This window comes from Streptomyces montanus, from assembly GCF_005786655.1.
GTDB lineage: Bacteria > Actinomycetota > Actinomycetes > Streptomycetales > Streptomycetaceae > Streptomyces > Streptomyces sporangiiformans.
The window spans coordinates 29,059-54,582 of record NZ_VBZC01000024.1 but is presented as its reverse complement, the minus strand read 5'-3'; the positions used below and the strand labels follow the sequence as shown (position 1 = coordinate 54,582).

The window sequence follows — 25,524 nt, the reverse complement described above, 5'->3', positions numbered from 1 at the left end:
CCTCTCTGCGTCCGGCCTTCCGCGCGCCTACGCTCACCCCGTGCTCCAAATCACCGACGCCCGAACCGGCGAGCCCACCGACGCCGCCCCCGCCCGCCGGGGCCTGACCCGTGTCGAGGCACATGTGCCGCGCGCCGACACCACCGGCCTGCGGGTCCTCCTCGTCGCCGACGTCCTCGTCCGCGCCCTGGAGCTCAACGGCACGCCCGTCTGGACGGTGCTGACCGCGGCGGAGGGGTACGCGGAGCTCCGGGAGCGGGCCATGGCGCTCGGCGTCCGGCCGTTCGAGGAGCACCGTGAGAGCGGATCGGGGCTGGGCGAGGCACAGGTTCTGCATGTCCTGGCCGCCCCCGGCCCGGAGGACAAGGCACTGGAGGGCGTTCATGTCGAGGTCGCCCGGGTCCATGACGAGAGCACCGACGGCCCGGCCGACGAGGAGAGCGCCGCAGTTTCCGAGGGGATCGGCCAGGCTGACCCCTCGGCGCTGCGCCTCGCCCTGCTCGCCCGGCCGCGCCGCGATCCCGTCCGGCTGGGCGCGGCCGCCCTCGCCGACGCCGAGAAGGTCCTCGCCCACTGGCGCGGAGCCGTCGCCGCCTGGGCGACGCGGCCCTCCAGCCCCATCCCCGATCCCGTACGCGAACAGTTGCGCGCCGCCTGGGAGGACGACCTGGACGTGCCCGCCGTCCTCGACGTACTGCGGCGCGTCGCGACGTCGGACACCGTTCCGGACGGCGCACGCTTCGAGACGTACGCCTTCGCGGACCGCCTCCTCGGGCTCGAACTCACCCGTGACATCGGCCGCGGCAGTCCGCCCGACCCCGGGCGCGGCAGTCCGTCCGACGTCGGCGGCGGGAACCCGTCCGACCTCGGTCGTGGGACCCCGTCGTGATCGCGCGCGCCGCGGCGGGCCCGTTGCGCAGACTCGTCGTGCTGCGGCACGCCAAGTCCGCCTGGCCCGAAGGCATCCCCGACCACGAACGCCCGCTCGCGCCGCGCGGCAGACGCGATGCCCCGGCCGCCGGGCACGCGCTGGCCGACGCCGGCTGGCTGCCCGACCTCGCGCTCTGCTCCACCGCCCGGCGCGCCCGGCAGACCTGGGAACTGGCCGCCGCGCAGTGGGCCACACCCCCTCCCGTACGTCACGATCCCCAGCTGTACGCGGCCGACGTGCCCGAACTGCTGGCAGCCGTGCGCGAAGTGCCCGCCGAGGTCAGGACACTGCTGTTGATCGGGCACAACCCCGGACTGGAGGAGCTGGTGCTCACCCTGGCCGGGGACTGCCTCAACGACGCGCTCGACGACGTACGGACGAAGTTCCCGACCTCGGCGATCGCGGTCCTCGCCTGGCACGGCGCCACCTGGCGGTCCCTCGGCCCGGGCACGGCGCTGCTCACCTCGATGACCGTGCCGAGGGGCAAGACGAAGCCGGACAAGAAGCACTGACCGCCGTGTCGGGCGGCCGTCGAGCATCCCGGCGGGCCGCACGCGCGCGTGCAGCACATACGCTTGCCCGATGCAGGACGAGTACCGCACGGTGGCCCGCGCAGGCGTGCACGAGACCGAGGTCAACCGCTCCCGCTTCCTGTGCGCCCTCGCGCCCGCGGGCAGCGAACAGGAGGCCCAGGACTTCATCGCCTGCGTCCGCAAGGAGCACGCGGACGCCACGCACAACTGCTACGCGTACGTCATCGGTGCCGACGCCTCCGTGCAGAAGGCCAGTGACGACGGCGAACCGGGCGGCACGGCGGGCGTCCCGATGCTGCAGATGCTGCTGCGCCGCGACATGCGGTACGTCGTCGCCGTGGTCACTCGCTACTACGGCGGGGTCAAACTCGGCGCGGGCGGGCTCATCCGCGCGTACGGCGGATCGGTGGGCGAGGCGCTGGACGCCCTCGGCACGATCACGCGCAGACGCTTCCGTCTCGCCACCGTCACGGTCGACCACCAGCGGGCGGGCAAGCTGCAGAACGACCTGCGGTCGACCGGACGAGAAGTACGGGACGTGAGCTACGGGGAGGCGGTCACCATCGAGATCGGGCTGCCGGACGCGCACGTGGAGGCGTTCCGGGCGTGGCTGGCCGATACCACCTCGGGGACCGCGGAGTTCGAACTCGGGGGAGAGGCGTACGGGGACGCCTGACTCGACCGGACCCAGCCGCACTCGACCGGACCCCTGCCGCACTCGGCCGCCCCCCACGCCGACGCGCCATGATCGAGCCTTCGCCCATGGCCTCGATCAGGCGCGTTCTCCGCGGCGGTGAGGGATGGCGTCAGCTCTGCTTGGGCCCGGCTTGCTGAACCACCTCGAAGGACCACAGCGTCGCATCGGTCGCGGCGGGCTTCGGCCGGTCGCCGCCCGCGGACCCGCCACTGTGCGCCGCCTGTCCACGGCCGGACATCCAGTTCTGGAAGTCCTCTTCGCTCCGCCAGCGCGTGTAGACGAGGTAGGTGTCGGTGCCCTCCACCGGGCGAAGAAGCTCGAACCACTCGAACCCGTCCGAGCTGTCCACCGTGCCCGCGCGAGCGGCGAACCGCTTCTCCAGGGTTTCGCGCTGGTCTTCGGGAACCGTGAGTACATTGATCTTGACGATGCTCATGCGCTCCATTGTTCCCCAGGGGCACGGGAGAGCCGTGCGGGCCCGCCTGGTTGGCCGCCTCTCGCCCGCGTGTCGTATGCGGGTGGCAGGCTGGGTTCGTGGTGGATCAGATGCCGACAGGCGTTAGCGTGGTCGGTGCTGAAGGCGAGCCCATGTGGGTTCGTGCGGTACTTACCGGCGTTGTGGGGGGAAACATGCAGGTCGGAGCGGTTTCTTGAGACTGCTGCACACTTCCGACTGGCATCTCGGGCGGGCGTTCCACCGGGTGAACATGCTCGGTGCGCAGGCCGAGTTCATCGGCCACCTCGTCACGACCGCGCGCGAGCGCGGCGTGGACGCGGTGGTCGTGTCGGGGGACGTGTACGACCGCGCGGTGCCCCCGCTGGCCGCGGTCGAGCTCTTCGACGACGCCCTGCACCGCCTGGCCGACCTCGGTGTCCCCACGGTGATGATCTCCGGGAACCACGACTCGGCGCGCCGACTGGGCGTGGGGGCCGGCCTGATCGACCGTGCGGGCATCCATCTCAGGACCGAGCCGTCGTCGTGCGCCACTCCCGTGGTCCTGGGCGACGCCCACGGCGACGTGGCCTTCTACGGTCTGCCGTATCTCGAACCGGCCTTGGTGAAGGACGAGTTCGGGGTCGAGAAGGCCGGCCATGAGGCGGTGCTCGCGGCCGCGATGGACCGCGTCCGCGCCGACCTCGCCACGCGCGCGCGAGGCACCCGTTCCGTCGTCCTCGCGCACGCCTTCGTCACCGGCGGCGAGGCCAGCGACAGCGAGCGCGACATCACGGTCGGCGGGGTCGCCGCCGTACCGGCCGGGGTCTTCGACGGAGTCGACTACGCCGCGCTCGGCCATCTGCACGGCAGCCAGACCATCACCGAACGCGTGCGCTACTCCGGGTCGCCGCTGCCGTACTCCTTCTCGGAGGCGGACCACCACAAGAGCATGTGGCTGATCGACCTCGACGCCGACGGCTCGATCGACGCCGAGCGGATCGACTGCCCCGTGCCGCGCGCCCTCGCCCGCGTCCGGGGGCGGTTGGAGGATCTGCTCGCCGACCCGGAGCTGGCGCGGCACGAGGAGGCGTGGGTCGAGGCGACCCTCACCGACCCGGTGCGACCGGCCGAGCCGATGGCGCGCATCACCGAACGCTTCCCGCACACGCTCAGCCTCGTCTTCGCACCCGAGCGGGCGCCCGACGACCCCGACGTCTCGTACGCCCGGCGCCTCGCGGGGCGCAGCGACCAGCAGATCGCGGAGGACTTCGTGACCCATGTGCGCGGCGCCGGGCCCGACGCGCGGGAACAGGCCGTGCTCCAGGACGCGTTCGACGCCGTGCGCGCCGACGAGACCGTCCGCGAGGTGGCCCGATGAGGCTGCACCGGCTGCGTATCACCGCGTTCGGGCCCTTCGGCGGCGCCCAGGAGGTCGATTTCGACGACCTGTCGGCCGCCGGCCTCTTCCTGCTGCACGGCCCGACCGGCGCGGGCAAGACCTCGGTCCTGGACGCCGTCTGCTACGCGCTGTACGGGTCGGTGCCGGGCGCCCGCCAGAGCGGCCAGGGCCTGGCCCTGCGCAGCGACCACGCCGCGCCCGCCACCCGTACCGAGGTCTGCCTCGAACTGACCGTCGCCGGGCGGCGGCTGGAGCTCACCCGGCAGCCGCCGTGGGAGCGTCCCAAGAAGCGCGGATCGGGCACCACGACCGACAAGGCCCAGAGCTGGCTGCGCGAGTACGACGCGTCGGCCGGGTCCTGGAAGGACCTCAGCCGCTCCCACCAGGAGATAGGCGAGGAGATCACCCAGCTGCTCGGCATGAGCCGCGAGCAGTTCTGCCAGGTCGTGCTGTTGCCCCAGGGCGACTTCGCGCGCTTCCTGCGGGCCGACGCCGAGGCCCGCGGCAGGCTCCTCGGCCGGCTCTTCGACACCCACCGCTTCGCGGCAGTCGAGCAGCGCCTGGCCGAGCGCCGGCGCGCCGCCGAGGCTCAAGTACGCGACCGGGACGCGGAGTTACTGGCCGACGCCCACCGCATGCAGCAGGCTGCCGGGGACATCGTGGAGCTCCCGCTGCCGGACCTCGCCCCCGGAGACCCGGGGCTGGCCGAGTCCGTGCTGTCCTGGGCCGCGATCGCCCGCAGCACGGCACGGGAACGGTTCACCGTCGCCCACTGCGCCCAGAGCGCCGCCGAGTCGGCGCAGGCCGCCGCGGATCGTGTCCTCGACGACGTACGCGAAGTGGCGCGGCTGCAGAGCCGATTCGCCGAGGCGCGGGAGCGGGCCGCACGCCTGGAGGAGCGCTCCGGGGCACACCGGGAGGCCGAGGCGCGCATGGAACGCGCCCGCAAGGCCGAGGCGGTGGCGCCCGCGCTGGGGCTGCGCGATGCCGCCGGGGCCGAGCACCGGCGCGCCGACGCCGAAGAGGCACGCGCGCGCGCCCAGCTCCCGGAGACCTTCGCGGACGCCGGCGCGACGGGCCTCGCGTCCGCCGCACGTAAGGCCGCGGAAGAGCTGGGTGGTCTGGAGTCGGCTCGCCGAGCCGAGCGCCGGCTGGCCGAACTCGACGCCGAGCGCGACGCGTTGGAGCGCCAGGAGCGTGCCGATGACGACGTCCTCCAGGACGCCGAGAGCTGGCTCGCCTCCTGGGAGACGACCCGAGCCGGTCTCCAGGGCCGGATCGAATCCGCTCAGGAGTCCGCCAACCGCGCCGAGCAGCTCGCCGTCCAGCGCGAGCCCGCCCAGGCACGGCTGGCCGCCGCACGGCTGCGCGACCAGCTGGCCGGAGACACGGACGAGGCCCACGCGCGCGTGCTCGCCGCGCGCGAGCGGGCCACGGACGCGCGCGCCCACTGGCTCGATCTCAAAGAACAGCGTCTGCAGGGCATCGCGGCGGAGCTGGCCGCCCACCTCGTGGACGGCCGCCCCTGTGCCGTCTGCGGCGCCACCGAACACCCCACGCCCGCCCAGAAGATCGACGGACACGTCGACCAGCAGGCGGAGGAGACCGCACTCGCCGCGTATCAACGCGCCGACGAGCAGCGTGCCGAGGCCGAGCGGCGGCTCGGCGTCGCCCGCGAGGCGCTGGCCGCCGCGACGGCCGAGGCGGGCGACGCCCCTACCTCGCAACTCGCCGAGCAGGCTGAGGAGTTGACGCGACGACACGCCGAGGCGCGTGGTGCCGCCTCCGGGCTCCACGCGGCGAGTGAGGCACTGAGACAGGCCGAGCGCGAGCACGAGCGGCGGCTCGCCGCCCACCAGGAAGCCGCGGTCCGTGCCGCGTCACGTGCCGCGCGCAGGGACACGCTCGACCGTGAAGGGGCCGCGCTGGAGGAGGAGTTGGCGCAGGCCCGGGGCACGGCGGGCAGCGTGTCCGCACGGGCGGCGGAGCTGGAGCGGCTGGTCGGCCGGCTCACCGAGGCAGCCGACGCCGCAAGGGGCGCGGCGGACACCGCGCAGCGGCTCAAGGACGCCGACGCGCGACTCGCCGACGCGGCCTTCCGCTCCGGGTTCGACACGCCGCAGGCCGCGGCAGCCGCCCTCCTCGACGACGCGGCCCATCGTGAGCTCCAACGGCGGCTCGACGCCTGGCAGCATGAAGCGGCGGCGGTGCGGGCCGTGCTCGCCGAGGCCGACACGGCAGCCGCCGCGCAGCAGCCGCCCGCCGATCTCGCCGCGGCGGAACAGGCCGCCTCCGATGCCGCCCGGCGGGTGCGTGAGGCCGCTTCCGCGCGCGACGCGGCCGACCGGCGCTGTACGGAACTCGACCGGCTGACCCACCGCGCGACCGTGTCGGTGCGCCGACTCGGTCCGCTGCGTGAGGAGTACGACCGTGTGGCGCGCATCGCCACCCTCGCGGCGGGCACCTCCGCGGACAACGAGCGCAAGATGCGCCTGGAGTCCTATGTGCTCGCCGCCCGCCTGGAGCAGGTGGCGGCCGCCGCGACCGCGCGGCTCCAGCGCATGTCGTCCGGGCGCTACACCCTCGTCCACTCCGACGACCGCGCGGGCCGCGGCCGCAGCGGACTCGGCCTGCATGTCGTCGACGCCTGGACCGGGCGCGAGCGGGACACGGCGACGCTCTCCGGCGGCGAGACGTTCTTCGCGTCGCTCGCCCTCGCCCTGGGCCTCGCCGACGTGGTCACCGATGAGGCGGGGGGCGTTCGTCTGGACACGCTCTTCATCGACGAGGGATTCGGCAGCCTCGACGACCAGACGCTCGACGACGTCCTCGACGTCCTCGACTCACTGCGGGAGCGGGACCGCAGCGTAGGCATCGTCAGCCATGTCGCCGACCTGCGGCGGCGGATCCACGCCCAGCTGGAGGTCGTGAAGGGACGCTCGGGATCGGTCGTACGGCAGCGGGGTCAGTGACTGATCGGACGGCGCGGCAGCGGTGACGAGTACACGACGTTCGTGGTCACCGAGCCCAGTGTGCTGATCTTGCCCGACACCTCCTCCAGGTGACGCATCGAGCGTGCCGTGACCTTGAGGACGAAGCAGTCGTCGCCCGTGACGTGGTGCGCCTCCAGGATCTCGGGGGTAGTGGCGACGAGATCGTGGAACGGCTTGTAGTTGGCGTTCGGATAGCGCAGCCGCACGAACGCGAGGATCGGCAGACCCAGACTCTCCGGGACGACGACGGCCGCGTACCCCTGGATGACGCCTGCCTCCTCCAGGCGGCGCACCCGTTCGGTGACGGCGCTCGCGGACATGGAGACGGCCCGGGCCAGCTCGGCGAAGCTCGCGCGGCCCTCGCGCTGGAGGACATCGAGGATGCGCCAGTCGGTGGCGTCCGGGGAATACGCGGTCATGCCCGAGAAATAGCAGGGAAAGCCCCGGCCGATCAAGGGCAAGGCCGGGGATCTTCCCTTCATGACGGCGAGTCACCGGCCGTAGATTCTTGCCCATGACCACAACAACGACTGCGCATGCGACGACCACGACGACGGGCACGGCGACGGTGACGGCAACGCCGACCAAGGCCACGACCGGCATCACCACCGCAGCCAACCCGGTTCTGCGCGTGGCCCCGGCATCGCCCGCCGCGGCCGCCGCCCACTTCGGCGCGAGCCTCGCCTTCCACACGGACGTCTCCGACGTCGCCGCCGCGCTGGCCACCGACGGCGACCCCGGTTTCGTCGTCCTGGACTGCCGCTCCACGCAGTCCTGGGACCAGGGCCATGTGCCCGGCGCGATCCACCTGCCCACCGACGTCATCCCCGAACAGGCCGAGGGGCTTCTCGACAAGGCCGTACCGGTCGTCACCTACTGCTGGGGCCCCGGCTGCAACGGCGGGACCCGCGCCGCCCTCGCGCTCGCCGAACTGGGCTTCCAGGTCAAGGAGATGCTCGGCGGCTTCGAGTACTGGGCGCGCGAGGGCTTCGAGTTCGAGACCTGGGAGGGGCGCGAGCGGCGTACACCCGACCCGTTGACGGTACCGGTCGACGCGGCGGACTGCGGCTGCTGACCTCGCAGCGCACCGTCAGGCGCCCGTGCGCCGGGCGTGTAGTTTCTCCGCATGGCGAGTTACGCGGATCATGGTTCGGTCGAGTGGGTGGAGTCGGGCGGAGGGCCCCTGATAGCGATTCCGGAAGGGGTGTTGCCGTTCTGGACCGGGGCGGACGGCGACGAGCTGGCGACCGACTATGACAGGGCCTGCGACGTGGACGGGTTCATCGGTCTGCTCCCGGTCGGCAACGCCACGGCCCTCGTCCTCGGGGACGACCCCAGCGCGACCGCCTATCTGCCCGAGCACGACACCTTCGTACGGTGGTGCGCCGCGGAGTCCGAGGTCGAGGTGCTGGCCGGGGTTCCGGCAGCCCTCGACGCCGCGGCGTGGGAGGGGGAGGTGCACTGGGAGATACCCGGAACGGTGGTCCTGTTCGACGCCGCCTGGCCCGGGAACGAGGCCGGGAGGGCGGGGCATCTGCGGATCACGCTTGATCCGGGACGGTACGCGGTCCGCGCGGCGTACGCGGAGCCGGGCCCAGAGACATGGCTCGGGCTGGTACAACTGCGGCGGCTCGCGCACTGACGACTCACTCGTTCGAGCAGCAAGCCAGGGGCCGGCCGCGGAAAATCACATGCGACGCGCGCGCACGCTCCACCATCATGGTCCGCCATGCCCCAACTCCCGCACCCCACCGCCGAAGCACTGCGCCGTGACCCCCTGCCCCTGCGAGGCCGTACCGCCCTCGTCACCGGGGTCAGCAGGCGCGGAGGCATCGGGTATGCCGTGGCCCGTCGTCTCGCCGCGTACGGAGCGAGCCTCTATCTCCACCACCATGTGCCGCACGACGCGGCCATGCCCTGGGGCGCGGACCGTCCCGAGGACGTGGCCGCCGCGGTGCGCGAGGCGTGCGCCGACCCCGACGCGCGGGTCGTCGACGGGCCCGGGGACCTCTCCGACCCGGCTGCTCCGGCCGGGTTGATCGCCTCGGCCGCGGACGCGCTCGGCGGACGGATCGACATCCTTGTCGCCAACCACGCACTGAGCGGCTCCGACGGCACCCTCGACACGATCGACGCCACGATGCTCGACGCACATTGGGCCGTCGACACGCGCTCGGTGCTTCTCCTCGTGCAGGCCTACGCCCGGCTGCGGGCCGCACTGCCACCCTGCACGCCGGGCGGGCGGGTCGTGATGATGACCTCCGGACAGGACATCGCGGGCGGGATGCCGGGCGAGATCGCGTACGCCCTCCAGAAGGGCTCCCTCGCCTCGATCACCCGCTCCCTGTCGACGGCCCTCGCCGAGCACGCCATCACCGTGAACACCGTCAACCCGGGGCCCGTGGACACGGACTACATGACCGGCGACGCCTACGCGAGCATCGCGGCGATGTTCCCGGCGGGCCGCTGGGGCATGCCCGACGACCCCGCCCGTCTCATCGCGTGGCTCGCGACGGACGAGGCGGAGTGGGTCACCGGGCAGGTCATCGACTCGGAGGGCGGGTTCCGGCGCGGCTGAAGCCGGTGCCGGTGCCTGTGCCTGTGCCTGTGCGGGTGCCGGTGATCAGAGCTGCGACAACTCGTCCACCAGGTCGTCCAGGCCCAGCGAACCCTGTGACAGCGCCGCCATGTGCCAGGCCTTCGCGTCGAAGGCGTCACCGTGGCGCTTCTTCGCGTTCTCGCGGCCCAGCAGCCAGGCGCGTTCGCCCAGCTTGTAGCCGATGGCCTGGCCGGGGATGGAGAGGTAGCGGGTGAGCTCGCTCTCCACGAAGTCCGCCGGACGGCTGCTGTGCGCGCCGAAGAACTCCTGAGCCAGCTCCGGAGTCCACCGCTCGCCCGGGTGGAAGGGCGAGTCCGCCGGGATCTCCAGCTCCAGGTGCATGCCGATGTCGACGATGACGCGGGCCGCGCGCATCATCTGCGCGTCCAGATAACCGAGCCGCTGCTCGGCGTCCGTGAGGAAGCCCAGTTCGTCCATGAGCCGCTCCGCGTACAGCGCCCAGCCCTCGCAGTTGGCACTGACTCCGCCCACGGTGGCCTGGTAGCGGGAGAGGTTCCCGGCCACATGCGCCCATTGCGCCAGCTGGAGGTGATGGCCGGGGACGCCCTCGTGGTACCAGGTCGACACCAGGTCGTACACCGGGAAACGGGTCTGCCCCATCGTCGGCAGCCACGTACGGCCGGGGCGCGAGAAGTCCTCCGACGGCGCGGTGTAGTACGGGGCCGCCGCGCTGCCCGGCGGGGCGATGCGGGACTCCACCTTCCGTACCCGCTCGGCGAGTTCGAAGTGGGTGCCGTCGAGCGCCTCGATCGCCTGGTCCATCAGGCCCTGCAGCCACTCGCGGACCTCGTCGACGCCCTCGATGTGCCGCCCGTGCTCGTCGAGGTGCGCGAGCGCGACCCACGGGGTCTCGGCGCCGGGCAGGATCTTCTCGGCCTCCTGCTTCATCTCGGCGAGCAGCCGGTGGTACTCGGCCCAGCCGTACGCGTACGCCTCGTCCAGGTCGAGGTCCGTACCGTTGAAGTAGCGCGACCAGCGGGCGTACCGCTCGCGGCCGACCGTGTTCGGCGCGCCCTCGATCGCGGGCCCGTACACGTCGCGCATCCAGTCGCGCAGGTCGACGAGCGCCGCGGTCGCCGCGCGGGCGGCGTCGTCGAGTTCCGTACGCAGGGAGTCGGGACCGGCCGAGGCGAAGTCCTCGAACCAGCCGAGGCCCGAACCGTCGGTGTCCGACCACTCGGTGAGCTGCTCGACGAACGTCGCGGTGGGGCGCGGGCCCGCGTACAGCTTGCGCTCCAGGCCGAGTGTGAGGGACTCGCGGTAGCCGGCGAGGGCCGTGGGCACCGCGCGCAGCCGCTGGGCGATCGCGGCCCAGTCCTCGTCCGTCTCCGCCGGTGTCACCGTGAACACCTCGCGGACCGCGTGCGCGGCCGTGTGCATGTTGCCGACGGCCCGCAGGCCCTCGTCGGCCTCGTGCACGGCGAGTTCGGCGGTGAGCCGCTCGCGCAGCAGACGCGCGCAGCGGCGCTCGATGTCACGGTCCGCGCCCGGCCGCCGCTCCGCCTCGTCGAGCCGCGCGAGTGTCGTCCGCGCCAGCTCCGCGAGTGCCTCCTGCCCGGCGGGCGAGGTGTCGGGCAACCTGCCGGAACTCTCCTTCACGCCGAGATACGTACCGGTGACCGGGTCGAGGGCGATGAGGTCGTCGACATAGGCGTCGGCGACCTCGCGGGGCAGCGGGCTCTTCGTGTCTGACATGCGGACATCCTCATACGGGGAGACCGTGTGCGTCAGCCGGATTCAGGGGCGTTCGCGGGAGGGGCAGCCGGATTCCGCCGCGGCCGTGCGGTCAGCCCGACTCCGTGCGTGGCGCGGGTGGAAGCAGGGGGCCGCAGTCCCACTGCTGGAAGATCAACCGCGTCTCGACGCGCGCCACTTCGCGGTGCGCGGTGAACTCGTCGAGGACCAGCCGCTGGAGATCCGCCATGTCCGCGACCGCGACATGGACGAGGTAGTCGTCGGGACCGGTGAGATGGAAGACGGTACGGGACTCGGGCAGCGTCCGGATCCGTTCCACGAACGGCCCGACGAGCTCCCGCCGGTGCGGCCTGACCTGCACCGACAGCAGTGCTTCCAGGCCACGTCCCAGCTTGGCCGGATCGAGTCGCAGCTGATGGCCGAGGATGATGCCGCAGCGGCGCAGCCGGGTCACCCGGTCCAGGCAGGTCGAGGGCGCGACACCGACCTGCGCGGCGAGGTCGCGGTAAGTGGTCCGTGCGTCGTTCTGCAGCAGCCGCAGAAGATGAAGATCCACCGGATCGAGTACGACGGATTCTGGCATGGCCCGAACGTAGCACGGCATTCTGCGCTGGATACCCGGTCGGTGTTCAGGCTGCTGGGCATGGACTCAGGCAACTTTGACGCCCACGAGGCGCCCTGTGCGGGCGACGCCCACTACGCGTACGACGCCCACTACGCGTACGACGCGTCTGACGATGTGAGGGCCCTGGCCACGGAAGCCGTGCACGCCGGGCGGGACGATCTCGCCCGGCAGGGGCTGCACGCGCCGCCGATCGACCTGTCCACGACTTACCCCTCGTACGACAGCCGCGGCGAGGCCGCCCGGATCGACGCCTTCGCCGCGCACGGCGCCCCGCTGGAGGGGCCGCCGGTCTACGGCCGGCTCGGCAATCCGACCGTCGCCCGTTTCGAGACCGCGCTCGCGCGGCTGGAGGGCACCGAGAGCGCGGTCGCCTTCGCGAGCGGTATGGCCGCGCTGAGCGCCGTACTGCTCGCACGGAACGCGATGGGCCTGCGTCATGTCGTGGCCGTACGGCCCCTCTACGGGTGCAGCGACCACCTGTTGACCGCCGGGCTGCTCGGCACCGAGGTGACCTGGGTCGATCCGGCGGGCATCGCGGACGCCCTGCGCCCGGACACCGGCCTGGTGATGGTCGAGTCACCGGCCAACCCGACGCTCGCCGAACTCGACCTGCGCGCCCTCGCGCACGCTTGCCGGACCGTGCCGCTGCTCGCGGACAACACCTTCGCCACACCGGTGCTGCAGCGGCCCGTCGAACAGGGCGCGCGGCTCGTCCTGCACAGCGCCACCAAGTATCTGGGCGGACACGGTGACGTGATGGCCGGAGTGGTCGCCTGCGACGAGGCGTTCGCCCGTCGGCTGCGCCAAGTCCGCTTCGCCACGGGCGGTGTGCTGCATCCGCTGGCCGGCTATCTGCTGCTGCGCGGGCTGTCCACCCTGCCCGTACGCGTCCGTGCGGCGTCCTCGAACGCCGCGGAACTGGCCCGCCGCCTCGCCGCCGACCCACGCGTCGCCCGCGTTCACTATCCCCGGCTCGGCGGCGCGATGATCGCCTTCGAGGTGCACGGCGATCCCCACGAACTGATCGCCGGGGTCCGCCTCATCACGCCGGCCGTGAGCCTCGGCAGCGTCGACACGCTGATCCAGCATCCGGCCTCGATCAGCCATCGCATCGTGGACGCGGAGGACCGGCGGACGTCCGGCGTGAGTGACCGGCTGCTGCGGCTGTCGGTGGGACTGGAGGACGTCGAGGATCTGTGGCGCGACCTGGACGGGGCGCTGGGGACGCGGCGGGGGAGCGGGGTTCGTAGGGGCGCGGTGGCGGTCAGCGGGCCTCAACCGCGGCCGCGGGGCCCGAGGGCCGCGGCCTCGGCGACCGCGCACGCCGACCAGTGACAGGGCAGTGGTGAACGCGAAGACTCCGGTCGGAGCGGAGCCGAGGGTGCCGCCGGCATGTCGGCGGCACCCTCGGGCGTAACGCGCTTCTGTCAGACGCTAGTCGCGCACGGTCTGCTCGTGGTCGTACGGGAGTCGTGAGCTCACCGGAGTCACGTCCAGGCGGGCCGTGATGACCAGGGTGCCCTCCTCGATCTGGTAGTCGAGAGGGAGGTCAAGGCCGCGCATGGCGGCGACCATGCCCGTGTTGGAGGACTGTGTGACGGCGTACACGCTGTCGCAGCCGGCCTCGACGGCCATGGTCACGAGCCGGCCGAGCAGTTCCCCGCCGATACCGCGCCGCTGCCACTCGTCCTCGATCAGCAGCGCCACCTCCGTCTCGTCGCCGTCCCACAGGAGGTGGCCGAGTCCGACGATGCGCCCCTGTGCGGTCTCCACGGCGAGCGTCCGGCCGAAGCGGGGGCTGAGGAGGTGGTTCAGATAGCGGTCGGCGTCACCGACGGGGCCGTGGTAGCGGAGGTTCAGCGTCCGCGACGAGCACCGCTCGTGCATGTCCTTCGCCGCTTCGAGGTCGCCGGTGTCGGCCCGGCGCACGGTGATGGCCTTGCCCTGAGGCAGGGTCAGCAGGTCATGGCTGCCGGGGACACGCGGACCGAGCCGGGTGTCCAGTTCGACCAGCGCTCGGGCCCGCGCGAACTCGGCGGGCGTGAACGGCAGGTACGGCCGCTCCACCGTGATCACTTCGCCCTCCGGCGCCCGCAGCCGCATCACGGTGTCCTCAAGAGCTCCCTCGACGGGTACCCCCTCGTCGGCGTGGTCGGCGCTCACGGACACGGCGGGCAGCGAACGGATGGTGCAGCGCCCCAGCAACTGCCGCAGCGCCAGCGGCAGTTCCGCCGCGTCCAGCGCCGTGCGGGTCGCCAGACCCAGGATGCGGGTGGGCGCGTCCACCAGGTCGTGCGTGTCGGCCCGCTCGATCCACGTCTGGGCGCCGCCTGCCTGCGCGACCGCCCGGGTGACCTCGGACGCGGTCACCTCCGCAGGGGCGCGCAGCAGGAACTCGTCCACGGTGCCTTCCGCCAGCGGGTGCGTCTGCAGGCTCAGGATGTCGACCTGCCGCCCCGCGAGCGCCGTGCACAGCGCGGCCAGCGTGCCGGGCTCGTCCCGCACGGTGGTCCGCATCCGCCAGAGGACGGCCCCAGCGGTCACGGCCTCCGGCAGCGCGGGGGCCGTCTCGATCGGCCCGGCCTGCCGCGATTCGGCGGACGGCCGGGCGCCGGTATGGTCCGTCGGCGGAGCGTGACCGCGGCGTCGTGACCACCATGTGTGGAAGCCCGCCGTGGCGGCCATGGCGACCGCCGAGATCAGGAGCAGGGCAGGGCCGTCGGGGCCGTGCCCGATCAGGTTCGCCACCACATCCGCGACCGCCACCGCCGTGAACAGCGCGGCCAGTTCGACGAGGTCCCGGCGCCAGTGGTGGACCGGGCGTCCGTTCTTCGTACGTGTCACATCGGACATCTCAGGAGTCATGCAACCACTGTGAGGGAATCGTGTTGCGTGATCACGAACGCTTTGTGACTGATCGGTTAAGAGTGGTTTTGCTCCCTTTGGAGTTGTTTTTGCGGCCCTTTGGCGTCGGTCGATCGGGTGCCGACAGATCCCTTCCGACCTGGGGAAACCGGGTCGCTCCGGCCGACGCACCTGCCGCGCGCGCCTACGCACGTGTGCCGACACACGTGCCGACACACGTGCCGACACACGTGCCGACACACGTGCCGCGCGCCGTGGGATGACTCCGGCGCGCGGCATGTTGCCCGAGAGTACGCGAGCTACTGTCCCACGCGCCCCGGCTGCAACACCTTCGTGTAGAGCACGCTGCCGTCCTGCTCGCGCAGACGGACCGTCAGCTCCCCGCTGCCGCCGTCGATGTCGACCTCGCCGAAGAACTGGTAACCCCCGGCGGGCGAGACATTCGCGGTGGTCGGTGCCTTCACGAACGTCCGCTCCGGGCCGAAGGTGTTGTCCAGGGCGTTCGCCGGGAAGGCGCCCGCGTTCAGGGGCCCGGAGACGAACTCCCAGAACGGCTCGAAGTCGGTGAAGGCGGCCCGTGACGGCTGGTAGTGCTGCGCCGAGGTGTAGTGCACATCGGCGGTCAGCCACACCGTGCCCGTGATCTTGCTGTGCTTGATGAACCGCAGCAGCTCGGCGATCTGCAGTTCGCGCCCGAGCGGCGCGCCCGGGTCGCCCTGGGCCACCGCCTCGATGTTCTTCTTCCCCTCGGTGGTGTCGGGCACGACCAGACCGAGCGGCATGTCCGACGCGATCACCTTCCACACCGCACGCGACCGCGCCAACTCCCGCTTGACCCACGCCAGTTGCTCCGCGCCGAGGATGCCCTGCGGATCGGTGGTCTGGGTGTCGGGGGAGTTGGCGTTGCGGTACGTCCGCATGTCGAGGACGAAGACGTCGAGCAGCGGACCGTGCCGCAGGACACGGTACATCCGGCCGTCCCGCGCGCCGGGTTGCAGCGTGGAGACCGGGTAGTACTCGCTGAACGCGCGGAGGGCGCGGGCGCTCAGGACGTCGACGCTCTTCTCGGTGTAGCGGGTGTCCGTGTCGGCGATCACTTGTCCGGGGTACCAGTTGTTGCGCACCTCGTGGTCGTCCCACTGGATGATCGACGGCACCTGGGCGTTGAAGCGCCGGAGGTTCTCGTCCAGCAGGTTGTAGCGGAAGTTGCCCCGGAACTCGGCCAGGGTCTCGGCGACCTTGGACTTCTCCTCGGTGGTGACGTTCCGCCAGGTGCTGCCGTCGGGCAGGGGCGCGGTCGCCGCGATCGGGCCGTCGGCGTAGATGTTGTCGCCGCTGCACAGGAAGAAGTCCGGGTCGAGCGCGGCCATCGCGTCGAAGATTCGGTAGCCGCCGAGGTCCGGGTTGATGCCCCAGCCCTGGCCCGCGAGGTCGCCCGACCACAGGAAGCGAACCCCGTCGCGCCGCTGCAGGGGCGCCGTACGGAAGGTGCCGGTCACCGGCTCGCCGGTGCGGCGCGGGTCGTCCGGGTCGGCGAGCAGGACGCGGTAGTGGATCTGCTCGCCCGCGGGCAGTCCGCGCAGCCGGGTGGTGCCCGTGAAATCCGTGTCCGCGCCCAGGATCGGTCCCTGCCATCTGCTCGGGTTGCGGAACGAGTCGGTCGCGGAGGTCTCCACGACCATCCGTGCCGGCCGGTCCGAGCGCACCCACACGAGACCGGAGTGCGCGGTCACGTCTCCGGTCTGTACGCCCCATCCGGCCTTCGGCCGTCCGGACAGGGAGAACGCCGGAGCCGCGCCGACCGTGGCCGGCAGGGCGAGTGCCGCCGACGCGGCGAACGAGCCGCGCAGGACGCTGCGGCGGGCGGGGAGCGGGCTCGGCGGACGGTGTGACATGAAGCGCCTCCTGGGACGGTCCGGCCAGTGTGCAGTGCCACAACTACTGGTGCGCCGCAGCGCACACGCAAACCACAAGTGAACAACTATCCGCAGTCCCCCACGTGTTTTTTCGCCCCCGCCGCCCCTACCCGTCCCATCCCGAACCTGGGGGCTCCGCCCCCAGACCCCCGTATCGGCCTGAACGGCCTCGTCCTCAAACGCCGGACGGGCTGGGTATGTCAGCCCCTCCGGCGTTTGAGGAGCGGGGTCTGGGGCGGAGCCCCAGAAGGATGGGACGGGTAGGGGCGGCGGGGGCGAGAAAACCCCGTCAGCCACCCGCCCATCGCGCACCAACCGCCGCAGCCATCAGCCGCACGCCCTCCCTGATCCGCGTCGGCGACACATGGGCGTACCCCAGTACCAGCCGCACCGACTCCTCCTCGGCCGGCGTCTGCGCGAAGTCACTCACAGGGCGTACGGCGACACCGGCCGCGGCCACGCGTTCCAAGAAATGGTCCGGCGGACCGTACCGGAGCGGCAGCGCGGCGATGGCATGCAACCCGGCGGCGATCCCGGACACCCGGGTGCCGGGAAAGTGCTCCTCCAGCGCGGCCACGAGGGTGTCGCGCCGTTCCCTGTAGGCGCGTTGGCAGCGGCGCAACTGGCGGTCGTAGTCGCCGCGTTCGATGAAGCGGGCGAGGAGCGCCTGGTCGACGACCGGATTGCCGAGGTCCATCGTGCGCTTGCGTTCGACGACCTCCTCGGTGAGCGACGCGGGCACCAGCAGCCAGCCGAGCCGCAGCCCCGGCGCCAGCGACTTGCTGACGGACCCCGTGTACGCGACGTGCTCGGGGTCGAGTCCCTGGAGGGCGCCCACCGGCGCCCGGTCGTACCGGAAGTCGCCGTCGTAGTCGTCCTCGACGACGAGCCCGTCCACGGACCGCGCCCAGTCGAGGAGTTCCGCGCGCCGCCGCGCCGAGTACGCGATCCCCGACGGGAACTGGTGCGCGGGCGTCGTCACGACCGCCCGTACGCCCGAGTCCCGAAGGGGCCCGGCCGCCAGTCCTTCGTCGTCCAGGGGCAGCGGCACGGTGCCGATGCCGGCCGATGTGTACAGGGCGTCGTGCTCGGGGCTTCCGGGGTCCTCCACGCCGATGGTGCGCATCCCGCGCGCGTGGAGCACGAATCCGAGCAGCGTCGTGGCCTGCGCCACGCCCGAGACGACCAGCACCCGTTCCGGGTCCGCGACCACGCCCCGGCGTCGGACCAGCAGTTCCGCGAGAGCCGTACGCAACCGGGGCAGCCCGCGCGGATCGGGATAACCCAGCGTGTGGTGCGGCAGTTCGGCGAGCACTCCGCGCTGCGCGGCCGCCCAGGCCGCGCGCGGGAAGAGCGACAGGTCCGGGGTGCCGGGAAGGAAGTCGGCCCGGGTGTCGAGGGAGCGGGGCGCGAGATCACGCGCGCGCGGGTGGGCGGCCCGCGCGGCGCCGCCCACCCAGGTTCCGGCGCCCCGGCCGCTGCGCAGATAGCCCTCCGCGGTCAACTGCTCGTACGCCTCGGTGACCAGCCCCCTGGACACCTCGAGATCGGCGGCGAGTTCACGGCTGGACGGAAGCCGGGTGCCGGGCACGAGCCGCCCGGAGCGCACCGCCTCGCGCAGCGCCGCCTGCAGGGAACGGCCACGCGCGCGTGCCGGTGCCGAGGCGGCCGGCAGGAGCAGCTCCCAGGCGGCGGCCCAGGCCGCTGATCCGGACGCAGCCGGATTGGTCCCCGATGGAGTCATGAAAGTGGACCTTAAACCGGACCGATGCCGTTCATAGCGTCGCCTGCATGAACGCCACCACCATCAGCGCCACGAGTGGCCCCGCGAGCGGGAGAATGCGCGGGTCGCTGCTCGCGGCCACCGCCTGTCTCCTTGTCGGAGGCTCCTTCACGGCCAACAGCGTCCTGGTCCACTACCCGTACGCGGGCGGTCAGTTCCTGCGCTATGCAGTGGCCTGCCTGCTGCTCCTGCCTGTGGTCGGACGAGGCGGCGCGGCACCGCTGCGGGAGCTGACCCCGCGCCAGTGGACACGGCTCGCGCTGCTCGCGGCCGTCGGCATGGTCGGCTTCAACCTCGCCGTGCTCGCGGCCGAACGCACCGCGGAGCCCGCGGTTCCGGGGGTCTTCGTGGGCTGCGCACCGGTGGTTGTGGCCGTTCTCGTGCCACTCCTGGAAGGCCGTCGGCCCCAACGCCCGGTCCTGTACGGCGCGTTGCTCGTCGCCGTCGGCGCCGTCGCGATCCAGGGGTGGGGGCGTACCGACGGGATGGGCATCGCCTTCTCCTTGTGCGCGCTCATCGGAGAGGTGGGCTTCGCGGTCCTGGCCGTGCCCGTGCTGCGGCCGCTCGGACCACGGCTGATGTCGGCCACGGTGTGCGGGCTCGCGGCGGTCGAATCGGCGGTGGCCGGGGTGATCGTCGACGGCCGCGCGTGGGTGCGTACGCCGGACACCGGCGAACTCGCCGCCCTGCTGTGGCAGGCGGCGGTCGTCACGGTCATCGGCTTCGTCTGCTGGTACATGGGCATGCAGCGGATCGGCGCGGAGCGCGCCACGCTCTTCTCCGGCCTCATCCCCGTCGCCGCTGCCTGCACCGCCCCGCTCGCCGGAACCGGCTCCTACGGGGTGGCACAGGCCGCGGGCAGCGCGCTGGTGGGCGCCGGAGTCGCCCTGGGATCGGGTGCGTCGACCCTGCGGGCGCGGAGGTCAGCGGCTGCCGTCCAGGATGACCCGCGCCACGAGCGCCGGGTCGTCGTTCATCGGGACGTGCCCGCAGCCGGGCAGCCGGACCAGCCGGGCGCGCGGCATGACGTACTTGGCGCGGATCCCCTGGCGGCGTACCAGGATCCGGTCCCGAGTGCCCCACGCCACCGTGACCGGCAGTCCGGGGAGGTTCTCCGTGAACTGGACGGCGGTGCCCGCCCTGAGCGTCTCGGAGAATCCCTCGGCCCTGGCCAGTGCGAGCGTCTCGGCGACGACCGCTTCCGGTGAACGCCGCTCGGGGCGGGCGTAGATGGTGCTGGTCAGCACCGTGCGCCCGGCCGCCGAACGCGACAACCGCTCGACCACCGGCAGCGGCATGCTCCGCGCGGCCTGTCGCATCGCCACCAGGACACCGAAGGCGTACCGCCGCTCGACCGGCGACCAGAAGCCCGCGGGCGCCAGTGCGGTGACGGACCGTACGAGCTTCTCGCGGCCCAGCGACAGGGCCAGCAGCCCACCCAGGGAGTTGCCCGCGACATGCGGGCGTTCGAGCTCCAGGGCCTCGCACAACGCGCCGAGCACGGTGTTCATCGTCGGTAGATCGTGGGCGAAGCCGTCGGGCAGCGCGGGGGAGTCGCCGCAGCCGGGCAGGTCCACCGCGATCACGTCGCGCTCGGCCGCCAGGATGTCCACGACCGGGTCCCAGGCCTGACGGTGGTGGCCTATCCCGTGCAGCAGCAGTAGCGGTTCGCCGGTCCCCACGCGCGCGTACGAGAGGGGCACGGACCGCGGGCCGCGCGGGGAAGGGACGGTGAGGGTGACCGTGGCGGACATGGAACTGCTCCTCGTCTGGGGACAGGGCCGACTTATAGACAGCTTGTCAGCAATTGCTACCGGCGGGTAGCCCCACGGGTCGTCGACCTGATGGCCGTACGCACTCAACTCGTCCTGCGCACACCCAGGTTGACCTCGGTTCGACCCGTGTACGGCCGGGGTTCGACGTGCGCACGGCCGGATTCGCAGGGCGCGGCCGGCATCGCCTGGACACGACCGGTCTCGTCGGATGGGATGGTGCCGTGGCTCCCGACATCGACACCGCGACCAAGGTCTTCGAAGAGCACCGTCCCGTCCTGACGGGCGTCGCCTACCGCATGCTCGGCCGGGTGGCCGACGCGGAGGACGTGGTCCAGGACGCATGGCTGCGCTGGTCGGGCGCCGACCGTACCGAGGTGCGCGAGCCCCGCGGCTACCTGGTGCGCATCACCACCCGGCTCGCCATCGACCGGCTGCGTCAGATCCGGTCGCGCAACGAGTCCTATGTGGGGCCGTGGCTGCCGGAGCCGTACGTCACCGACTTCGGCGACGCCGTGCCGGACGCGGCCGAGCGGACCATGCTCGCCGACTCCGTCTCGCTGGCCGTGCTCGTCGTCCTGGAGTCCCTGTCGCCGCTGGAGCGCGCGGTATTCGTGCTCCGGGAAGCCTTCGGGTATCCGTACGCGGACATCGCCGCCATCCTGGAACGCGGTGAGACCGCGGTGCGGCAGTTGGCCGGGCGGGCCCGCAGGCACGTCGACGAGAAGCGGCCGCGCTACGAGGTCGACCCCGCCCTGCAGCGCGACCTCACCGAGCGGTTCCTCGCCGCGGCGCTCGAGGGCGACCTGGAGGGACTGATGTCCCTGCTGGCCCCGGACGCGCGGCTGGTGGGCGACAGCGGCGGCCGAGCCAAGGCTCCGCTGCACGTCATCGAGTCGGCCGACAAGGTGGGCCGTTTCCTTCTGGGCGCCTCCCGCAAGCGCGTCCCGGACATGTCGTTCCGGTTCCTGGAGATCAACGGCGGCGTCGCGCTGCTGACCCTGTCCGCGGGCAAGCCCGACAGCGTGTTCCAGGTGGCCGTCGTCGACGGCCGAATCCAGTGCGTCTACATCGTGCGGAACCCGGAGAAGCTGTTGGCCCTCGCCGACGCCTGACCCGCCGTCTCATGAAAGCCGCATGAACGCTCAGCGGCACCACTCCTGTGCGATCCGTGACGGCTGGGATCGTGGATTGGTCTTGACCAAGGGTGGGGGCCGTCCTATGGTCGCAGACATAGTGCAGGAACCTTTAATAAATAAGGCCTTTAAAAACAGCCGAGTTGCGGGGATTGCGGAGGACAGGGTGGGGACCACGCAGTTGGATACGGTGCCGGAGCCGAAGTACTGGCATCTCAGGACCGTGCTCAGTGAGGCGCTGGACTCCGAGTTCTCGGTGGGCGAGATCCTTCCCAACGAGCGTGATCTCGCCGCACGGTTCGGAGTCGCCCGAGCCACGCTCCGCCAGGCCCTGGAGCAGCTCGAACTCGAAGGCCGGCTGCAACGCCGCCGCGGGGTCGGCACGACCGTGGCCCCGCCGCGCATGGGCGTGGCCGTGGAATCCGAGCAGCACGCGTGGCCGGGCGCGTTCGGCGACGCCTGGCAGCCCATCGACTGCACGGCGGCGGTTCCGCCCGCGGCAGTGGCCGACATCCTGGAGACCGTCCACGACGAGCAGGTACTCACCGTGCGCCGCTCCCGGGTGACGCACGGCCAGCCCGTCGCCGCCGAACTGCTCTACATCCCGGCCTCGTCGGTGCCCGAGCTCTCCGGCATCGACGCGCCCTCGGGAGTGGCACGCGCGCGTGCCGTGCTCCGCGAACTCCAGCGCCTGGAGCTGGAGGGCCAGGACCGCGCCGTGGAACTCGGCTCGGCCCGCGCGGAGGACGCCAAGGAACTCGACCGGCTCCCGGGCGCCCCCGTCCTCGTCGTCACCACCCGCTTCCTCACCAAGGGACGGACCGCGGCGCTCTCCGTCGCCACGTACCGTGCCGACACCTGCCGACTGACCTTCGGCGACACGGGCGGCGTGGAGATCCATCACGACTCGGAGCGCCGGGCTTCCTGAGAGCTGCGGTCGCGGTGCTCCTCAGCGTCGTGCTGTCACCGTGCCCTCCACAGCGAACAGTTGCTCCTCCACGTGGTCGAGGGCGAGGCGCAGCGCCCCCGTCGCCACGGCGGCCTCGCCCAGGAGGGACAGCGCGACCCGCGGCGGCCGCAGACAGTAGCGCGCCAACTCCTTGCGCAGCGGCTCCAGTACATCGTCCATGCCCGCCGCCCAGCCGCCGATCACGACGAGCTCGGGGTCGAGGGCCAGAACGAGCGCGGCCACGTCGTGCACCAGACGCTGCATGAAGCGCTCGACGGCCGCCCGGGCCCGCTGGTCGCCCTCACGCGCCTGCGCGAAGACCGCCGCGACCGCCTGCTCGTCCAGCGGATGCAACGGCTCGCCGGTCGTGGACAGCAGCGTCTCCGGAGTCGCCTCGCGCCCCAGCAGATGCAGCGCGCCGATCTCGCCGGCCGCGCCCCCGTAACCCCGGTGCAGACGTCCGCCGATCAGCGACCCGGCTCCCGGGCTCAGCCCGGCCAGCACGAACACCACGTCGTCGGACTCGGTGGCCGCGCCCTTCCAGTGCTCGGCGACCGCCGCGGCGTTGGCGTCGTTCTCCACGAGGACCGGGCATTTGAAGGAGCGGCGCAGCCGCTCGCCCAGGGGCAGGCCCGTCCACTCCGGCAGCGCCGTGCCCAGACGCACGGTGCCGTCCGCCTCGACGATGCCGGGTGTGCCCACACCGACCGCCCGCAGGGAACCGCGGGCGACGCCCGCGCGGCGCAGCAGCTCGGCGACGGCGGTGCGCAGCCGGTCGAGCCGTTCGTCCGCCGAAGCCGTCTCGTCGACCTCCTTGGCCGTGGTGCCCAGGATCCGGCCGTCCAGGTCCGCGAGGAGCACGGCCACCTGATGCGGTCCGACATCGAGGCCCAGCAGATGGCCCGCCTCCGCCCGGAAGCGGTACCGGCGCGCGGGTCGGCCCTGGCGCCGGGCGGCGCCCTCCTCGGCCGCGGTCTCGACGACGAGACCGGCCTCGATGAGCCCCTCGACGACGCCCTCGACGGTGGGCCGGGACAGTCCGGTCACACGGGTGATCTCGGTGAGGGTCGCGAAGTCCGTGGCGCGCAGCGCGTGCAGTACCACCGCGGAGTTGATCCTGCGCAGCAGAGAGGGATCCCCACCGGTCAGCCGTCCCACAGCCCCGTCCTCCCAGCTCGTGCGCGTGTTGGCGGGGATCGTACTCGGCGCGGACGGCCTCGGCGAGTGCAGGCAGGCGGCCTCCTGGCGGCCGGCCATGATCAGCCGGGCGCCACGAACCCCGACTCGTACGCCGCGATCACCGCCTGCGTCCGGTCCCGCGCCCCCAACTTCGCCAGTACGGCGCTGACGTGGGACTTCACCGTCTCGGTCCCGACGATCAGTTGCGCGGCGATCTCCGCGTTCGACAGACCCCGGGTCATCAGTCGCAGCACCTCGGCCTCGCGCTCGGTCAGCGACGCCCGCTCCAGCGCCGCTCGGGCCGCTGGATTCCCGTCCCTCTCACCGTCCCCGTACTCGGCGGCCAGCTGCCGCACCGAGGCCGGGAACAGCAGCGACTCGCCCTCGGCGACCAGCCGCACCGCGTGCACGATCTCCGCCGGCCGCGCCCGCTTCAGCAGAAACCCGTCAGCGCCCGCGCGCAGCGCCTCGTACACGTACTCGTCGTTCTCGAAGGTCGTCACCACGAGGATCTTCGGTGGCCGGTCGACGGTCCTCAGCACAGCGCGCGTGGCCTCGATGCCGTCCAGGAGCGGCATGCGCACATCCATGGCGACGACGTCCGGGCGCAGCTGCCGCACCAGCGGGATCACCGCGGCGCCGTCGGCCGCCTCGCCGACGACCTCGATGTCGGGCTGCGCCGACAGGACGGCACGCAGGCCCGCTCGTACGAGAGGTTCGTCGTCGACGAGCAGAACGGTGATCGGCACCCGGCCAGGGTAGATCAGCGCATCGGCAGCTGGACATGCACCTGCCAGTCACCCTCGTCCGGGCCGGTCCGCGCCTCGCCGCCGAGCAGCGCGGCGCGCTCCCGTATGCCCCGCAGACCGCTGCCCGCTCCGGGCCCGGATATATCCGCCGTCAGCGGATTGCGCACCTCCAGGGACAGGGCCTGGTCCTCGACCGCGATACGGACCCGGACGGGTACGGCCCCCGCATGCCGCAGCACATTGGTGAGCGACTCCTGCAGGATGCGATAGCCCTCGCGCGAGACCGGGCCGGGCACGCTCGCCAAGGGCCCCGTCACCTCGGCGTCGACCTTCGCCCCTGAGGCGCGCGCCGACTCCAGGAGCCGGTCGGCCTCCGCCAGCGTCGGGCGGCCGCTCACGGGCCGCTCCGACTCGCGCAGCACGCTCAGCACTCGCTCCAGGTCCTCCAGCGCGGCGCGGCCCGTGTCCTCGATGGCGCCCAGAGCCCGGTCGGTGAAGGCAGGGTCGCCCGCCGCCCGCGCGGCACCCGCCTGCACGACAGCCACGGTCAGCGCGTGGCCGATCGAGTCGTGCAACTCCCGGGCGATCCGTGTGCGCTCCAGGAGCCGCTCGGTGCGTTCCTCCAGAGCCGTCAGCCGCTCGGCGGCCGAGGGCCCGAGGAGACGCCGCGCGATGGCCGTGATCAGCTCGCCGAGACCGACCACCGCCCCGTACAGGACGATGAGCGGCAACGGCACGAACAGCGCGTATGCCCAGTGAGGGCGCGCTTCCGAGAGGAGCGGGACATCGTCCGGCACATGCCCGAAGGGGAGCTGGGCCAGCACCAGGGCGAGAACCGGCAGCCAGACGGTGGCCATTCCGGCCACCCACCCGAGGGCCATGCGCGCTTCCAGCCACAGCACGGTCCGCAGCCGGTCCCGCCAGGTGGCAGACGGCGCGACGGTGATCGACGCGTCCTGGCGGCCCTGTTCGCCCGGCGTCAGCAGTAACTGCGCCTGCACACCCTCGCCCAGGCGCACCGAGGGGATCAGCCCCAGCGGAAGCAGCACGAGCGCGGGCACCCATGGCTTGGTCTGGTCGATGAACATCCACACGCTGACGAACAGCATGGGAACCCACAGGTGCAGCAGACGGGTGTACGTCGTCCCGCTGATCAGCGGGCGCAGCAGGCGGGTCATTCCGTCATCGTGACAGCCGCCACTGACAACGGGCCTCCCCCGAGCGAGGGAGACACTCTCCACGGGCG

22 protein-coding genes and 1 pseudogene are annotated in these 25,524 nt (G+C 72.3%); 12 read left to right on the top strand and 11 right to left on the bottom strand.

Going from position 1 to position 25,524, the window contains the following annotated elements; translation table 11 throughout:
* The first annotated feature begins 40 nt into the window (after nucleotides 1–40).
* From FE633_RS22280 to FE633_RS22270, 3 genes are all read left to right on the top strand, one after another.
* Entirely contained in the window at nucleotides 41–889 is an 849-nt protein-coding gene (locus FE633_RS22280) for a hypothetical protein (protein WP_246113767.1), read from the top strand.
* Nucleotides 886–1,443 (top strand): SixA phosphatase family protein, encoded by a 558-nt coding sequence (locus FE633_RS22275; RefSeq protein WP_138046922.1) that lies wholly within the window; start codon nucleotides 886–888, stop codon nucleotides 1,441–1,443. The genes FE633_RS22280 and FE633_RS22275 overlap by 4 nt, the downstream gene beginning before the upstream one ends.
* 70 nt (nucleotides 1,444–1,513) lie before the next feature.
* Nucleotides 1,514–2,140, top strand: coding sequence for a YigZ family protein (locus FE633_RS22270; protein WP_138046921.1), 627 nt, complete (start codon nucleotides 1,514–1,516; stop codon nucleotides 2,138–2,140).
* A gap of 130 nt (nucleotides 2,141–2,270) precedes the next feature.
* On the opposite strand, the gene FE633_RS22265 is transcribed toward FE633_RS22270, so the two are convergent.
* Nucleotides 2,271–2,597, bottom strand: coding sequence for an antibiotic biosynthesis monooxygenase family protein (locus FE633_RS22265; protein ID WP_119106117.1), 327 nt, complete (start codon nucleotides 2,595–2,597; stop codon nucleotides 2,271–2,273).
* Nucleotides 2,598–2,811: 214 nt separating this feature from the next.
* Between FE633_RS22265 and FE633_RS22260 the strand changes: the two genes are divergently transcribed.
* On the top strand, nucleotides 2,812–3,975 hold the full coding sequence (locus FE633_RS22260; protein WP_138046920.1) for an exonuclease SbcCD subunit D: 1,164 nt from the start codon (nucleotides 2,812–2,814) through the stop codon (nucleotides 3,973–3,975).
* On the top strand, nucleotides 3,972–6,968 hold the full coding sequence (locus tag FE633_RS22255; protein ID WP_138046919.1) for an AAA family ATPase: 2,997 nt from the start codon (nucleotides 3,972–3,974) through the stop codon (nucleotides 6,966–6,968). The genes FE633_RS22260 and FE633_RS22255 overlap by 4 nt, the downstream gene beginning before the upstream one ends.
* Here the strand turns inward: FE633_RS22255 and FE633_RS22250 are convergent.
* Nucleotides 6,962–7,408 carry an Lrp/AsnC family transcriptional regulator gene (locus FE633_RS22250; RefSeq protein WP_138046918.1) on the bottom strand — a complete coding sequence of 149 codons (447 nt, stop codon included), beginning with the start codon at nucleotides 7,406–7,408 and terminating at the stop codon, nucleotides 6,962–6,964. The genes FE633_RS22255 and FE633_RS22250 overlap by 7 nt on opposite strands.
* A 95-nt stretch (nucleotides 7,409–7,503) precedes the next feature.
* Here FE633_RS22250 and FE633_RS22245 point away from each other — a divergent pair, with 95 nt between their 5' ends.
* The 3 genes from FE633_RS22245 (at nucleotide 7,504) to FE633_RS22235 (ending at nucleotide 9,567) form a co-directional block, all read left to right on the top strand.
* A complete protein-coding gene (locus FE633_RS22245) occupies nucleotides 7,504–8,064 on the top strand; it encodes a rhodanese-like domain-containing protein (protein WP_138046917.1) in 561 nt (186 codons plus the stop codon).
* A gap of 51 nt (nucleotides 8,065–8,115) precedes the next feature.
* Nucleotides 8,116–8,631, top strand: coding sequence for an immunity 21 family protein (locus tag FE633_RS22240; protein ID WP_119106110.1), 516 nt, complete (start codon nucleotides 8,116–8,118; stop codon nucleotides 8,629–8,631).
* A gap of 87 nt (nucleotides 8,632–8,718) precedes the next feature.
* Entirely contained in the window at nucleotides 8,719–9,567 is an 849-nt protein-coding gene (locus FE633_RS22235) for an SDR family oxidoreductase (RefSeq protein WP_138046916.1), read from the top strand.
* Between the two features lie 45 nt (nucleotides 9,568–9,612).
* On the opposite strand, the gene FE633_RS22230 is transcribed toward FE633_RS22235, so the two are convergent.
* Both FE633_RS22230 and FE633_RS22225 read right to left on the bottom strand, forming a co-directional pair.
* Nucleotides 9,613–11,304 carry a DUF885 domain-containing protein gene (locus FE633_RS22230; RefSeq protein WP_138046915.1) on the bottom strand — a complete coding sequence of 564 codons (1,692 nt, stop codon included), beginning with the start codon at nucleotides 11,302–11,304 and terminating at the stop codon, nucleotides 9,613–9,615.
* Nucleotides 11,305–11,395: 91 nt separating this feature from the next.
* A complete protein-coding gene (locus tag FE633_RS22225) occupies nucleotides 11,396–11,887 on the bottom strand; it encodes an Lrp/AsnC family transcriptional regulator (protein ID WP_138046914.1) in 492 nt (163 codons plus the stop codon).
* A 60-nt stretch (nucleotides 11,888–11,947) separates the two neighbouring features.
* Here FE633_RS22225 and FE633_RS22220 point away from each other — a divergent pair, with 60 nt between their 5' ends.
* Nucleotides 11,948–13,264 carry a trans-sulfuration enzyme family protein gene (locus FE633_RS22220; protein ID WP_246113766.1) on the top strand — a complete coding sequence of 439 codons (1,317 nt, stop codon included), beginning with the start codon at nucleotides 11,948–11,950 and terminating at the stop codon, nucleotides 13,262–13,264.
* 99 nt (nucleotides 13,265–13,363) lie between these two features.
* Here the strand turns inward: FE633_RS22220 and FE633_RS22215 are convergent, their stop codons facing one another.
* The 3 genes from FE633_RS22215 to pdxR form a co-directional block, all read right to left on the bottom strand.
* Nucleotides 13,364–14,794, bottom strand: a complete 1,431-nt coding sequence (locus FE633_RS22215; RefSeq protein ID WP_138046913.1) for a GNAT family N-acetyltransferase — start codon at nucleotides 14,792–14,794, stop codon at nucleotides 13,364–13,366.
* Between the two features lie 299 nt (nucleotides 14,795–15,093).
* The gene (locus FE633_RS22210) at nucleotides 15,094–16,689 is read right to left on the bottom strand and encodes an alkaline phosphatase D family protein (protein WP_138046912.1); all 1,596 of its coding nucleotides are present in this window, start codon (nucleotides 16,687–16,689) and stop codon (nucleotides 15,094–15,096) included.
* A 310-nt stretch (nucleotides 16,690–16,999) separates the two neighbouring features.
* Nucleotides 17,000–18,454, bottom strand: coding sequence for a MocR-like pyridoxine biosynthesis transcription factor PdxR (gene pdxR, locus FE633_RS22205; protein WP_138046911.1), 1,455 nt, complete (start codon nucleotides 18,452–18,454; stop codon nucleotides 17,000–17,002).
* Nucleotides 18,455–18,501: 47 nt separating this feature from the next.
* Here pdxR and FE633_RS22200 point away from each other — a divergent pair.
* Nucleotides 18,502–19,323: pseudogene (locus FE633_RS22200) on the top strand (DMT family transporter); the annotation flags it as partial.
* A 93-nt stretch (nucleotides 19,324–19,416) separates the two neighbouring features.
* Here the strand turns inward: FE633_RS22200 and FE633_RS22195 are convergent.
* Complete coding sequence (locus FE633_RS22195; protein ID WP_138046910.1) at nucleotides 19,417–20,247, bottom strand: alpha/beta fold hydrolase; 831 nt, start codon at nucleotides 20,245–20,247, stop codon at nucleotides 19,417–19,419.
* A gap of 242 nt (nucleotides 20,248–20,489) precedes the next feature.
* On the opposite strand from FE633_RS22195, the gene FE633_RS22190 reads away from it, so the two are divergent.
* Together FE633_RS22190 and FE633_RS22185 are read left to right on the top strand one after the other, a co-directional pair.
* Nucleotides 20,490–21,380: an RNA polymerase sigma-70 factor gene (locus tag FE633_RS22190; RefSeq protein WP_171060069.1), complete on the top strand. Its 891-nt coding sequence runs from the start codon at nucleotides 20,490–20,492 to the stop codon at nucleotides 21,378–21,380.
* A 187-nt stretch (nucleotides 21,381–21,567) separates the two neighbouring features.
* Nucleotides 21,568–22,329: a GntR family transcriptional regulator gene (locus tag FE633_RS22185; protein WP_138046909.1), complete on the top strand. Its 762-nt coding sequence runs from the start codon at nucleotides 21,568–21,570 to the stop codon at nucleotides 22,327–22,329.
* Nucleotides 22,330–22,350: 21 nt separating this feature from the next.
* Here FE633_RS22185 and FE633_RS22180 read toward each other — a convergent pair whose 3' ends face one another.
* The 3 genes from FE633_RS22180 to FE633_RS22170 form a co-directional block, all read right to left on the bottom strand.
* Nucleotides 22,351–23,508 (bottom strand): ROK family transcriptional regulator, encoded by a 1,158-nt coding sequence (locus FE633_RS22180; protein ID WP_138046908.1) that lies wholly within the window; start codon nucleotides 23,506–23,508, stop codon nucleotides 22,351–22,353.
* A gap of 101 nt (nucleotides 23,509–23,609) precedes the next feature.
* Entirely contained in the window at nucleotides 23,610–24,278 is a 669-nt protein-coding gene (locus FE633_RS22175; RefSeq protein WP_138046907.1) for a response regulator transcription factor, read from the bottom strand.
* Nucleotides 24,279–24,292: 14 nt separating this feature from the next.
* Nucleotides 24,293–25,456 (bottom strand): sensor histidine kinase, encoded by a 1,164-nt coding sequence (locus FE633_RS22170; RefSeq protein WP_138046906.1) that lies wholly within the window; start codon nucleotides 25,454–25,456, stop codon nucleotides 24,293–24,295.
* Nucleotides 25,457–25,524 lie beyond the last annotated feature (68 nt).